13 protein-coding genes are annotated in these 11,947 nt (G+C 69.8%); 1 reads left to right on the forward strand and 12 read right to left on the reverse strand.

Features of this window, described 5'->3' with window-relative positions:
• Window positions 1-204: 204 nt before the first annotated feature.
• From KZ686_RS12635 to KZ686_RS12670, 8 genes are all read right to left on the reverse strand, one after another.
• Window positions 205-1,752 (reverse strand): acyl-CoA synthetase, encoded by a 1,548-nt coding sequence (locus KZ686_RS12635; protein WP_265632538.1) that lies wholly within the window; start codon window positions 1,750-1,752, stop codon window positions 205-207.
• Window positions 1,743-1,952 carry a hypothetical protein gene (locus tag KZ686_RS12640; RefSeq protein ID WP_265632539.1) on the reverse strand — a complete coding sequence of 70 codons (210 nt, stop codon included), beginning with the start codon at window positions 1,950-1,952 and terminating at the stop codon, window positions 1,743-1,745. The genes KZ686_RS12635 and KZ686_RS12640 overlap by 10 nt, the downstream gene beginning before the upstream one ends.
• Window positions 1,949-3,019: a branched-chain amino acid ABC transporter permease gene (locus KZ686_RS12645; RefSeq protein WP_150084651.1), complete on the reverse strand. Its 1,071-nt coding sequence runs from the start codon at window positions 3,017-3,019 to the stop codon at window positions 1,949-1,951. Before KZ686_RS12645 ends, KZ686_RS12640 begins: the two co-directional genes overlap by 4 nt.
• Window positions 3,020-3,106: 87 nt before the next feature.
• A complete protein-coding gene (locus KZ686_RS12650) occupies window positions 3,107-4,039 on the reverse strand; it encodes a branched-chain amino acid ABC transporter permease (RefSeq protein ID WP_265633482.1) in 933 nt (310 codons plus the stop codon).
• 279 nt (window positions 4,040-4,318) lie between these two features.
• Window positions 4,319-5,116, reverse strand: coding sequence for an ABC transporter ATP-binding protein (locus KZ686_RS12655; RefSeq protein WP_265632540.1), 798 nt, complete (start codon window positions 5,114-5,116; stop codon window positions 4,319-4,321).
• Window positions 5,109-6,032, reverse strand: a complete 924-nt coding sequence (locus tag KZ686_RS12660; protein ID WP_265632541.1) for an ABC transporter ATP-binding protein — start codon at window positions 6,030-6,032, stop codon at window positions 5,109-5,111. The genes KZ686_RS12655 and KZ686_RS12660 overlap by 8 nt, the downstream gene beginning before the upstream one ends.
• 93 nt (window positions 6,033-6,125) lie before the next feature.
• Window positions 6,126-7,316: a substrate-binding domain-containing protein gene (locus tag KZ686_RS12665; RefSeq protein ID WP_149319190.1), complete on the reverse strand. Its 1,191-nt coding sequence runs from the start codon at window positions 7,314-7,316 to the stop codon at window positions 6,126-6,128.
• Between the two features lie 205 nt (window positions 7,317-7,521).
• Window positions 7,522-8,124: a TetR/AcrR family transcriptional regulator gene (locus tag KZ686_RS12670; RefSeq protein ID WP_006577456.1), complete on the reverse strand. Its 603-nt coding sequence runs from the start codon at window positions 8,122-8,124 to the stop codon at window positions 7,522-7,524.
• A 495-nt stretch (window positions 8,125-8,619) separates the two neighbouring features.
• On the opposite strand from KZ686_RS12670, the gene KZ686_RS12675 reads away from it, so the two are divergent.
• Window positions 8,620-9,387, forward strand: a complete 768-nt coding sequence (locus tag KZ686_RS12675; RefSeq protein WP_265632543.1) for an alpha/beta fold hydrolase — start codon at window positions 8,620-8,622, stop codon at window positions 9,385-9,387.
• 31 nt (window positions 9,388-9,418) lie between these two features.
• On the opposite strand, the gene crcB is transcribed toward KZ686_RS12675, so the two are convergent.
• Genes crcB through KZ686_RS12695 form a run of 4 tightly spaced genes read right to left on the reverse strand, consistent with a single transcriptional unit; the run spans window position 9,419 to window position 11,858 of the window.
• The gene (crcB, locus tag KZ686_RS12680; RefSeq protein ID WP_149319082.1) at window positions 9,419-9,799 is read right to left on the reverse strand and encodes a fluoride efflux transporter CrcB; all 381 of its coding nucleotides are present in this window, start codon (window positions 9,797-9,799) and stop codon (window positions 9,419-9,421) included.
• Window positions 9,796-10,308 carry a molybdopterin synthase catalytic subunit MoaE gene (gene moaE / locus KZ686_RS12685; RefSeq protein ID WP_149319083.1) on the reverse strand — a complete coding sequence of 171 codons (513 nt, stop codon included), beginning with the start codon at window positions 10,306-10,308 and terminating at the stop codon, window positions 9,796-9,798. The genes crcB and moaE overlap by 4 nt, the downstream gene beginning before the upstream one ends.
• Window position 10,309: 1 nt before the next feature.
• Window positions 10,310-10,567 (reverse strand): molybdopterin converting factor subunit 1, encoded by a 258-nt coding sequence (gene moaD / locus KZ686_RS12690; protein WP_053821618.1) that lies wholly within the window; start codon window positions 10,565-10,567, stop codon window positions 10,310-10,312.
• A gap of 43 nt (window positions 10,568-10,610) precedes the next feature.
• A complete protein-coding gene (locus tag KZ686_RS12695) occupies window positions 10,611-11,858 on the reverse strand; it encodes a molybdopterin molybdotransferase MoeA (protein WP_265633483.1) in 1,248 nt (415 codons plus the stop codon).
• Window positions 11,859-11,947: the final 89 nt, after the last annotated feature.

Raw genomic sequence — 11,947 nt, forward strand, 5'->3', positions numbered from 1 at the left:
TTGGCATGGCCCTGGCGGCGCCGCGGCGTCCTTGCCCTGCGCCGTGCCCTGCGCCGTGCCCTGCGTCTTGCCTTGCCCCTTGCCCGGCCGCTCGCCCCACTTCCTGCCTTGCCGCCTGCCCCGCCCCCTGTCCTGCCACATCGCTTCCGTGTCTGTGCTGCATCGTGGTCTCCTTGCGTGGCAACGCCGCATGCGAGCGCCGCATCAATGCTGCCGGTATTGCATGCGCAGCTTGTGTTTCTCGATCTTTCCGGACGGCGTGCGCGGCAGGGCGTCGACCACGCGCACATGGCGCGGTACCTTGTAGCCAGCCAGCCGTTGCCGGCAATGCGCGATGACGTCCTGCGGGTCCAGGCTGGCGCCGGGTTTCAGCACCAGCAGGGCCATGCCGACCTCGCCCCAGCGTTCGTCGGCGACGCCGATCACCGCCGCCTCGGCCACCTGCGGCAGCGCGAACAGTGCCTGCTCGACCTCGGCCGGATAGACGTTCTCGCCCCCGGAGATGAACATGTCCTTGGCGCGATCGACGATGTAGTAGTCGCCGTCGGCGTCGACATAGGCGATGTCGCCCGAATGCAGCCAGCCGTCGCGCAGCGCGGCCGCGGTCGCCTCGGGCAGGTTCCAGTAGCCCGGCGTCACGCCCGGCCCCTTGATCAGCAGCTCGCCGCGCTCGCCGGGCGCGACATCGTTGCCGAGCGGATCGACCACGCGCGTCAGCATCGAGCCAACCGGCTTGCCGATCGTGCCGGGCTTGCGGCGCGCGGTGTCCTCGTCGGCGACGAACACGGTCGGGCCGGTCTCGGTCATGCCGAAGCCGAAGCAGATCGTCACGCCCTTGGCCTGGTACGCCTGCAGCAGCGGCAGCGGTACCGGCGAGCCGCCGGCCGCGCAGCTGCGCAGACCCGACAGGTCGGCCCGTTCGAAGTCCGGATGCTGGCTGAGGAACTGGTAGATCGACGGCACCGCGAAGAACATCGTGATGCCGGCGCCGGACCGCGCATCGAGCCGCGCCAGCGTGGCGCCCGCGTCGAACTGGCGCGCGACATGCACGGTGCCGCCGGCGTGCAGCACCGGATTGGCATACAGGTTCAATCCGCCGGTATGGAAGAACGGCAGCACCGCCAGCATCACGTCGTCGCGGGTGATGCGGTTCGCGATCGTCGCGTTGACGGCGTTGAAGAACACCATGCCGTAGGTCTGGATCACGCCCTTGGGCCGGCCCGTGGTGCCGGAGGTGTACAGCAAGTGCCAGACCTCGTGCTCGTCGCGGCAGGGCATCTCGACGATGCGCCCGGACGCCGCGGCCAGCACCGCCTCGTACTCGGTCCAGCCGGCCGGCACATCGGTCGCCTCGTCGTCCGCCAGATGCAGCACCGCGCGCAACGCGCGTCCGCGTGCCAGTTCGGCGAACACGTGCAGGAATCCGTCGCCGGCGACCAGCACCTGCGGCGTGCAGTCGTCGAGAATCGGCTTCAACTCGGCCGGCGCCAGCCGCCAGTTCAGGCACACCATCACCATGCCGGCCTTGGCGCAGCCGTACAGCATCTCGAGATAGTCCGAGCTGTTGTGCGCCAGCACGGCGACGCGGCTGCCGGGTGAGAGCGCGAGCGTCTCGCTCAGGTATGCGGCGAAGCGGCTGGCGCGCTCGTCGAACTGGCGGTAGCTGATCTGCCGGCCACTGTCGACGTCGACCAGCGCGATCTTGTCCGGGCGGTGCTGTGCGTGCTTGTGCAGCCAGTCGACTACGTACATGGGCGCCCCGCTTGGCCTGGGATCGGTATGGTGCCGGTGATGGAAAGCATCGCGTGGACGCCGATCGCGCCGGTGTCGATCGCGCCGGTGTCGATCGTGCCGGTGTTCATTACGCCGGTGTTCATTACGCCGGTGTTCATTGCGCCGGTGTTCATTGCGCCGGTGTTCATTGCGCCGGTGTTCACTGCGCCGGTGTTCATCGCAAGGCTCGCAGGCGCCCGACGATGCCCTGCGGGAAATAATAGACGCTGAGCACGAACAGCAGGCCCAGCCACAGCAGCCAGCGATCCGGATGCAGCAGCGACGACAGCAGCGGCAGCGCCGCGGTGGCCTCGCTGGCGAGCTTCATCACGTCCTGCAGATAGGTCTGCGCCAGCAGGAACAGCACGGTGCCGATCACCGCGCCATACATCGTGCCCATGCCGCCGATCACGACGATCAGCAGGATGTCGACCATGATCTCGAACGACAGCGAGGTATCCGGGCCGTTGTAGCGCAGCCAGATCGCCATCAGCACGCCGGCCAGCGTGGCGAACGCCGCCGACAGCACGGTCGACACGGTGCGGTAGACCACGGTGCGGTAGCCGATCGCCTCGGCGCGGAAGTCGTTCTCGCGGATGGCCTGCAGCACGCGCCCGAACGGCGAATTGACCACGCGCAGCAGCAGCAGGAACAGCACCGCGGCGCCGGCCAGCACCAGGTAATACGAAAACAGCTTGCCATTGAGCGGCACGCCCAGCCATTCGCGCACCTCGCCGTCGGCGTCCTCCAGCGCGAAGCCGGGCGTCAGCAGCGCCGGCACCTTGAACGACAGCCCGTCCTCGCCGCCGGTCCAGGCCGACAGCTGCGACACCAGCGTGGCAAAGGCGGTCGCCACCGCCAGCGTGATCATCGCGAAGAAGATCGCGCGCACGCGCAGCGAGAACAGGCCGATCACCAGCGCCAGCAGCATCGACACCGCCAGCGCGCCGACGATGCCCGCCAGCAGCGCGCCCCAGCCGGGCTCGAAACGCGTCATCGCGATCGCCACGCCGTAGCCGCCGATGCCGAAGAACATCGTGTGCGCGAACGAGACGATGCCGGTGTAGCCCAGCAGCAGGTCGTAGCTGGCCACCAGCACCACGAAGATGCAGATCTTGGCGGCCATGTTCAGCGCCCGCGCGCCCGGAATCAGGAACGGCGTGCAGACCAACGCCAGCAGCAGCAGGAGCAGCAGCACCGTCAGCGTGCGGCTGCGCGGGGTATCGCCGGAGAGCAGTCGGATCATGATGCGGTCGGTTTCTCGAAGAGGAAGCAATGACGGCGATGCACGGATGGCCTGGCAACGATGCGATGGGCGGCTCTGGCGGCCGCTTCAGCGCCGGGCCACCGGATACAGTCCCTGCGGCCGCCACAGCAGGATCAGCACCATCAGCAGGATGTTCGAGAACAGCGCCACCTTGGGAAACAGGAAGCCGGTGTAGTTGGCCATCAGCCCGACCAGCAGCGCGCCGACGAAGCAGCCGGCGGTGGAGCCGAGCCCGCCGATGATGATCACGATGAAGATCAGCACATTGACCTGCGCGCCGATCGACGCGGTGATGTTCTGCTGATAGAGGCCCCACAACACGCCGCCCATGCCGGCCAGCCCCGCGCCGACGGCGAACACGCCGACGAACAGCCGGCGCACGCGATAGCCCAGCGCCTCGACCATCTCGCGGTTCTCGACGCCGGCGCGGATCAGCAGGCCGATGCGCGTGCGGTTCAGTACGAGCAGCATCGCGAGGAAGACCACCAGCCCGAGCACCACCGCGATCAGCCGGTATTTCTCGATCGCGGCGTCGCCCAGCAGCACCGCGCCGCGGAAGCTGGCGGGCAGCGTCAACGCGATGGTCTCCGGTCCCCAGATCGCCTTGATCAGCTGCTCGGCGACGATCATGCCGCCCATCGTGATCAGGATCTGCTTCAGGTGCTGGCCGTAGACCGGGCGCACCATCACGCGCTCGAAGGCCAGGCCCAGCACGCCGGCCACCGCCATCCCAGCGACGATCGCCAGCGCGAACACCGCCAGGTTCAGCGCCAGGCTGTCGGCCTCGACCCAGGGCGCCAGCGGCAGCAGCACCGAAGCCGCGATATAGGCGCCCAGCGCGATGAAGGCGCCGTGGCCGAAGTTCAGCACGTCCATCAGGCCGAACACCAGCGTCAGGCCCGACGACACCACGAAGATGATCATGCCCATCGCCAGCCCGGCGATGGTCAGCGTCAGCCAGGTCGAGCCGCTGCCGATCAGCGGCCAGGCCAGCAGCATCAGCAGCGGCGCCAGCGCCAGCGGCAGCCAGTCCAGGCGGGCGGCCGGCAGATCGGCGGCGCTTGCCGGGGCGGCAGTGGCCGACCCAGTGGTCGACCCAGTGGCCGACCCGGTGGCCGGCGCTGTTGCCGACGCTGTTGCTGATGCTGCGGGATGCGCTGCGGCGGATTCGGACACGGTCCTGCCAGCGGTCATGGTTTCGTTTCCTCGCACGATGGCACGCACGGTGGCGCGCATGGGAGCGTGTAAAGCGGGTTCGGCGTCGTCATGGATCACCGGTCACTGATGCGCGGCCAGCGACAGCCCCAGCAGGCGCTGCTGCAGGCCCTCGTCGGCGGCGAGCTGGGCCATGGAGCCGGCGTGCACCACGCGGCCGTCGTCCATCACCGCCACCGTGTCGCCCACCGCGCGCGCCATCTGGAAGTTCTGCTCGACCAGCAGCATCGACACCTCGGTCTGCTTCAGCTCGCGGAACACCGCGATCATGTTCTGGATGATGGCCGGCGCCAGCCCCTTGGTCGGTTCGTCGACGATCAACAGCCGGCGCGGTTCGACGATGGCGCGCGCGACCGACAGCATCTGCTTCTGCCCGCCGGACAGCACGCCGGCGCGCTGATGCCAGAACACCTTCAGCGCCGGGAACATGCGCAGCACCCAGTCGAGCCGCCGCGGATCGGCCGGGCCCTGGCGCGCGGCCAGCCGCAGGTTCTCCGCCACGGTCAGGTCGGAGAACACGCCCATGTTCTCGGGCACGTAGCCGATGCCGGCCTGCGCGATCGCCGGCGTATCGAGCGCGGTGATGTCCCTGCCGTCGAATTCGATCCGCCCTGCACTCGCGCGCCACAGGCCCATCACCGTGCGCAGCGTGGTGGTCTTGCCGGCGCCGTTGCGCCCGAGCAGCATCGTCACGCCGCCGCGCGGCACGTCGAGCGTGACGCCGTGCAGGATGTGATACGGGCCGATATGCGTCTGCACGTCGGCGAGGCGCAGCAGCGGCGGCGCGGCATGCGGGGCTGCGTGCGGGGCGGGGTCCGATGCGCCGTGCGGGGCGGATGGCGGGGCCGTGCGTTCAGACATCAAGGCCCTCCCCTTCGGCCGGCAGGCCCAGATAGGCCTGCTGCACGATCGGCGAGGCGATCACCTCGGCCGGATCGCCATCGGCCATCAGGCTGCCGTTGTGCAGCACCACGATGCGGTCGGCCAGCGAGCGCACCACGTCCATCTTGTGTTCGACCAGCAGCACGGTGTGCGAGCGCTCCTGCTTGATCTCGCGGATCAGGTCGAGGATCACCGGCACCTCGTCGACGCTCATGCCGGCGGTCGGCTCGTCGAACATGAACACGCGCGGGCGCAGCGCCAGCAGGATCGCGACCTCGAGCTTGCGCTGGTCGCCGTGCGGCAGCGCGGCGACGGTCAGGTCGCGCTTGGCCGCCAGCGCGACCCGCTCCAGGCAGCGCTCGGCCTCGGCATTGATGCCGCGGTGACTGCTCCAGACCGTCAGCAGATCGAGTCCGATGCGGGCCCGCGCCTGCACCGCCAGCCGCACGTTCTCGAGCACCGTCAGATTGGGAAACAGGCTGGTCAGCTGGAAGGCGCGGCCGATGCCGCGGCGCGCCTTGCCCGACGCGCTCAGGCCCGTGATGTCGCGGCCGTACAGCGCGATGCGGCCGCTGGTCGGCGCCAGCTGGCCCGAGATCAGGTTGAAGTAGGTGGTCTTGCCGGCGCCGTTCGGGCCGACGATGCAGGTCAGTTCGCCGGCCCGGAAGGCGCACGACACCGCGTTGACGGCCACATGGCCGCCGAAGCGGATCGTCAGGTCGCGCGTTTCGAGCGCCGGCTGTCCGGCCGGCGATGCGGCGCCGGTGGGTCCGCGCTGTGCATCGCCGCCGGGCAGCGGCGCGGCGCCGTCGACAGCCGCGGTGCGCGCGGCCGTGTGGGCGGCCGTGTGGGCGACCGTATGCGCGACCGTATGCGCGACCGTTTGGGCGACCATGTGTGGGCCCGCGGGCGTGGCCCGGCGGGCGGCCGTGGCCAAGCGGGCGGCGCCGAGGGTGGCAGGGCTGGCTTGCACCGGGTTATCCCCCGCTTATTGCCGCTTGTTGCGGATCGGCACCTGCATCTCGTCGGGCTTGATCTCGCGGACCAGCTCGGGAACGCCCCAGGCAAACGCCGGATCGACCTTGATCTTGAAGTGGTACATCGACTGCATCGCCTGATGGTCCTCCTTGCGGAAGGTCATCCGGCCCTTGGGCGTATCGAAGGACATGCCCTCCATCGCCGCGATCAGCTTCTCGGTGCCGGTGGCGCCGCCGGTCTTCTTCAGCGCCTCGACCAGCGCGATGCCCGAGGCCATGCCGCCGGCGGTGAAGAAGTCGGGCGGGGTCTTGTACTTGTTGTAGTGGTTGGCCACCAGCCACTGGTTGGCGGGATTCTTCGGGATGCCGAAGTAGTAGTAGGTCGCGCCTTCCATGCCGGGGAAGTTCTTGTAGCTCGCCATCGCCGGCAGGATGTTGCCGCCGGTGGCGATCTCGATGCCGTAGCGCTTCGGATCGAGGTCCGCGATCTTGAACGGATTGCCGGCGCCGGCCCAGATGATGAAGATCACCTTGCGGCCGGGCTTATCCTTCAGCGCATCGAACAGCCGCTGCGCGCCCGCGGTGAAATCGGTGGTATTGGTCGGCAGGTATTCCTCGTGCACGACCTTCGCCTGCTTCAGCGCGTCCTTGAACGCCTTGACGCCGTCGCGGCCGAACGCGTAGTCCTGCGCCAGCGTGGCGATCTGCACGCCGGGCTTGTCGAGCGCGACCGCGTTGGCGATCGCATCCTGCGACGAGTTGCGGCCGGTGCGGAAGATGTAGCGGTTCCACTTGTCGCCGGTGATCGAATCGGCCACGGCGGGCTCGACCAGCAGCACCTTGCGGTATTCCTCGGCGACCGGCAGCATCGCCAGCGCGGTGCCGGACGAGGTCGGCCCGACCGCGATATCGGCGCCGTCGTCGCTGTAGGCGGCGGCCAACTGCGCCTTGGCGACGTCGGGCTTGCCCTGCGTGTCCTTCTCGATCACCACCAGCTTGCGGCCGTTGACGGTCATGGTGCCGCCGGTCGCGTATTCGAGGCCCATCATCAGCCCGATCTGGGTCTGCTTGGCATAGGCCTCGAGCGCCCCGGTCTTGTCGTAGACGTGGGCGATGCGGATGTCCTTGGCGGCGGCCGTGCCGGTGGCGGCCAGCAGCGCGGCGGCCAGTGCCGCGGCGAGCGCGGCGGTGCGGCGGGTGATGCGGCCGGTAATGCGGTGGCTGGTGCCGCCGCTGGTGCGGCAGGTAGTGCGGCAGGTAGTGCGGCAGGTGGTGCGGCAGGTGGTGCGGCAGGTGGTGCGGTGGGGTCCCATCGTTGTCTCCTCGGTCCTTCTTGTTTTGTCGTGGCCTGGCTGGTACCGCTGGTGTCCTTGCTTATGTCCGGCTCATCGCGCCCTCAACGCGCGCTCATCGCGGCGCCAGCCCGTGCGTGATCAGGTCGAAGGCGGTGTCGACCACCTTCTCCATCGACGCCGGCCGCTTCCAGCGCGCATAGCGCATGCCGAGGAAGTTGCTGATGCCGATCAGGCACCAGGCCCGTACCTCGGCGTCGCCCGGCACGATCTCGCCCAGCTCCTGCGCGCGGGTCAGCCGGCGGCTGTAGAGCTCGGCGAAGACCTGGAAGTACTGGCTGTAGATGGTCTCGTCGACCGAATACGAGTCGAGCACGATCCGGTACAGGTTCTTGTGGCGCGAGACGAAGGACAGGAAGGCCTTCAGGCCCAGGCGCTCGGCCTCGATCTGCGTGGTGGCCGGCGCCACATGCTTGCGCAGATGCGCGCGCACCAGTTCCAGCATGTGCTGGACCAGCGCGCGGAACACGTCTTCCTTGTCCTTGAAGTACAGGTAGAAGGTGCCCATCGCCACCTGCGCCTCCTGCGTGATCTCGGAGATCGACGCGGCGTAGTAGCCCTTCTCGCCGAACACCTTCTCGGCGGCCCGCAGCAGCGCCTCGCGCGTCTTCTGGCCCCGCGCGGTTTTCGGGATCACACAGGCTTCGGTCGGTGGCATCGGCGCCTTCGTTCAAGCGGGAATACGGTTGGGAGCAACGGAAACGCATGGCGCCGTGCAGCATCGCCGGAGCATGTTCCGGAATCGCGCATCAAGCCATCAAACCTGATAAGTGATTCATGTTTCATGGTATAAAGCAGCGAATCGGAATGTCAATAGATGGCTGTCCCAAGGGGCCCCGGCCGGCACGGCGGCGGCACGCGGCTTCGCCGCTCCTCGGGACGCGCCACGCCGCCACGGAGACACCGTTTGGACGCCGCCGATCCCTCCGCCCTGCCCGGTCCAGCCGCACCGCCCTCCACGGGGCCGCTTCCCACCGCGCCAGCCTCCGCCCCGCCGCCCTCCATAGCGCCGCCCTCCGCCCCGCCGCCCTCCATAGCGCCGCCATCTACTGCGAGCCTCTCCACCGCGCCGCTCCACACCGCCTTTGGCTTCACGGAACACCCCGGCGACGCCAACCTGCCCGGCTGGCGCGAAGCCGGCACCGGCAGGCCCTTGCTGCTGCTGCACGGCTGGTCGGTGCCCGGCCAGGCCTTCACGGGCCAGGCGGCGCTGGCGCAGCGGGGATATCGGGTGATTGCACCCGACCATGCGGGCCATGGGCTGTCGGTGCGGTGGCGCCCCGCAGCCGGCGGCACCATCGCCGGGCTGGCCGACGGCGTGGCCGGGCTGATCGACGCGCTCGCTCTGCGCGATGCCATCGTGGTGGGCTGGTCGATGGGGGCGATGGTCGCCTGGGAGCTGGCGCGCGGCCGTCCCCGGCAATGGCTGGAGTCGCGCGTCGCCGCGATCGGCGCGATCGACATGACGCCCCGGCTGCTGACCGCGCCGGACTGGCCGCATGGCCTGCATGGCGGCTACACCGCTGCCCAGGCCGAGCAGATGGCGGCGCAGGTCCGGCGCCATTGGCACGGCATGGTGCCGCTGGTCGGCGCGGGGCTATGGGCCGACGGCGTCGAGCCGCCGGCGCACGAGGCGGCACGGGTGCGGGAATGGATGGCCGGCTGCGACGCCGGCGTGCTGGCCGAGCTGTGGCTCGACATGGCGCGGCAGGACTACCGGCAGACCCTGCGCGAGGCGACCCTGCCGCTGTTCTGCCTGTATGGGGAACGAAGCCGGCTTTACCGGCCCGCGCTGGCGGCGGCCATGGCCGCGCTGCAACCGGCGCCGCGGGTGGCGACAATCCCGGCGGCCGGCCACAGTCCGCATCTGGAGCTGCCGCAGCGCTTCAACGCGGCGTTATTGCAGATGATCGGCGGATAATCGGCGGATGATCGGCGCAGGATCGTCCGGCTCAGGCCAGCGCCCGATAGCTCCACAGCCCGAACAGCGTCAGCAGCAGCGAGCCGCCCAGGTGCAGCAGCACGTGCAGCGCCGCGGCGCCGTAGTCGCCGGCCAGCAGATTGGCGGTCAGCTCGCTGGAGAAGGTCGAGAAGGTGGTCAGCCCGCCGAGAAAGCCGGTGATCACCAGCAGGCGCCAGGCTGGGGGCAGCGAGGCATGGGTATCGAAGAAGCCCACCGCGACGCCGATCAGGAAGCCGCCGAGCAGATTGGCCGCCAGCGTGCCGTAGGGCAGCGCCGGGTTGGCGGCATTCCACAGCAGCGAGAACAGCCAGCGCAGCCAGGCGCCGATCGCCGCGCCGACCCCGACCGCGACGAAGCCGAGCGGGCTCAAGCCGGGGCTCCGGGCTGGCCTTCGCCCTCCCCGGCATCGCCGCTGGCATTGAGCGAGCGCACGCCCCAGCGCGCCAGCGCGGCCTCGTCGGTGACGCGCGCATCGACCCAGCGGGCGCCCTCGGGCGTCGATTCCTTCTTCCAGAACGGCGCCTCGGACTTCAGGTAGTCCATGATGAATTCACAGGCGGCGAAGGCATTGCCGCGATGGGCCGAGGCCACCGCCACCAGCACGATCTGGTCCTGCGGCTGCAGCGGGCCGACCCGGTGGATGATGGTCACGCCTTCGAGGGCCCAGCGCTCGCGCGCGACCGCCTCGATGCGCTCCAGCGCCTTCTCGGTCATGCCCGGATAGTGCTCGAGCTCCATCGCCTGCACCGGGCTGCCGTCGTTGACGTCCCGCACCGTGCCGATGAAGCTGGCCACGGCGCCGATGCCCGGACGCCCCGCGCGCAGCGCCGCCACCTCGGCACCGAGGTCGAAATCCTCGCGCTGTACCCTGACGCTCATCTCAGCCCCCGGTCACCGGCGGGAAGAAGGCCACTTCGCTGCCGTCGGCCACCGCGGTATCGGCGCGCGCGACCGCATGGTTCACCGCCATGCGCAGCGCCCGGCCCTCGGCCAGCGCCTCCTGCCAGACGCCGCCGCGCTCGCGCAGCCACTGCCGCACCTGCCCCACGGTGGCGACCGTGTCCGGCAGCTCGACGCGCTCCTGGGCCACCCCCAGTTGCTCGCGTACGCTGGCGAAGAACCGCAATTCGATCTGCATCGCTACCCTCTTCTCTCGACTGCTTCGGCCGCCCTCGCCGGGGCTAGGCCACCAGATTGGCAAACGGCAGGAACGACACCATGTCGCCGCGCCGGATCGGCTGGTTGGGGGGATTGTCGACCAGGCCGTCGCCCCAGACCGTCGAGGTCAGCACGCCCGAGCTCTGGTTCGGGAACAGGTCCAGCCCGCCGCCTTCGTTGATCTTCACGCGCAGGAATTCGTTGCGGCGATCGAACTTGGTCAGGTCGAAGTCGGCCCGCATCGGGATGCGCCGCGGCGCGACGTCGGTCACGCCCTGCATGCGCAGCAGGAAGGGCCGCACGAACAGCAGGAAGGTGACGAAGCTGGACACCGGATTGCCCGGCAGGCCGAGGAAGGCCGCGCTGTCGGCGACGCTCGCTGCATCTCCCGTAGCGGCGGTACCGCCGGCACAGCCGCGCGCCACATGGCCGAACGCCAGCGGCTTGCCCGGCTTGATCGCGATCTGCCACAGGTCCAGCCGCCCTTCGGCCTGCACCGCCGGCTTGATATGGTCTTCCTCGCCGACCGAGACGCCGCCCGAGGTCAGGATCAGGTCGTGGCCCTGCGCCGCGCGCCGCAGCGTGTCGCGCGTGGCGCCCAGCGTGTCGGGCACGATGCCGAAATCGGTGACCTCGCAGCCGAGGTTTTCCAGCAGGCCGCGCAGCGTGAAGCGGTTGGAGTTGTAGATCGCGCCCGGCTTCAACGGCTCGCCCGGCATTGCCAGCTCGTCGCCGGTGAAGAACACCGCCACGCGCGGGCGCCGCACCACGTCCACCTGCGCCTGGCCGACCGAGGCGGCCAGTCCCAGCGCCTGCGGCGTCAGCCGCGTGCCGGTGGGCAGGATCACGGCGCCGGCCATGATGTCCTCGCCGGCGCGGCGGATCCACTCGCCGGGTCCGGGGGCATGGTTGACCACGACGAAGTCGCCGTCGGCCTGGCACTGCTCCTGCATCACCACGGCATCGGCGCCGGCCGGAATCAGTCCGCCGGTGAAGATGCGCGCCGCCGTGCCGGCTTCGAGCGGCACGCCGACATGGCCGGCCGGAATGCGCTGGGCGACCCGCAGCCGCGCGCCGGGCATCGGCACGTCGGCGCAGCGCAGCGCATAGCCGTCCATCGACGTGTTGTCGGCGGGCGGGACGTCGAGCGTGCTGGTAACCGGCTGGGCCAGCACGCGGCCATTGGCCTGCAGCGTATCGACGCGTTCGCTTTCGGCGATCGGCTGGGCGCCGGCCAGCAGCGCGTCGAGCGCCTGCGCCAGGGTCAGCATCGGGGGACGATTTTCCATGCGAGGTGCGTTGTCGTCGCGGCCCGCGCAGGCGGGAACGCAGTGTCCGGACAGGCCCCGCCTGCGCGAGG

This window comes from Cupriavidus cauae (assembly GCF_026210475.1).
Classification (GTDB): Bacteria; Pseudomonadota; Gammaproteobacteria; order Burkholderiales; family Burkholderiaceae; genus Cupriavidus; species Cupriavidus cauae.

Coding starts and splice junctions, on each gene's coding strand:
- KZ686_RS12635 (WP_265632538.1), bottom strand. CDS start 1,752: ATGTACGTAGTCGACTGGCTGCACAAGCACGCACAGCACCGCCCGGAC.
- KZ686_RS12640 (WP_265632539.1), bottom strand. CDS start 1,952: ATGAACACCGGCGCAGTGAACACCGGCGCAATGAACACCGGCGCAATG.
- KZ686_RS12645 (WP_150084651.1), bottom strand. CDS start 3,019: ATGATCCGACTGCTCTCCGGCGATACCCCGCGCAGCCGCACGCTGACG.
- KZ686_RS12650 (WP_265633482.1), bottom strand. CDS start 4,039: ATGCTGCTGGCCTGGCCGCTGATCGGCAGCGGCTCGACCTGGCTGACG.
- KZ686_RS12655 (WP_265632540.1), bottom strand. CDS start 5,116: ATGTCTGAACGCACGGCCCCGCCATCCGCCCCGCACGGCGCATCGGAC.
- KZ686_RS12660 (WP_265632541.1), bottom strand. CDS start 6,032: ATGGTCGCCCAAACGGTCGCGCATACGGTCGCGCATACGGTCGCCCAC.
- KZ686_RS12670 (WP_006577456.1), bottom strand. CDS start 8,124: ATGCCACCGACCGAAGCCTGTGTGATCCCGAAAACCGCGCGGGGCCAG.
- moaE (WP_149319083.1), bottom strand. CDS start 10,308: ATGAGCGTCAGGGTACAGCGCGAGGATTTCGACCTCGGTGCCGAGGTG.
- moaD (WP_053821618.1), bottom strand. CDS start 10,567: ATGCAGATCGAATTGCGGTTCTTCGCCAGCGTACGCGAGCAACTGGGG.
- KZ686_RS12695 (WP_265633483.1), bottom strand. CDS start 11,858: ATGCTGACCCTGGCGCAGGCGCTCGACGCGCTGCTGGCCGGCGCCCAG.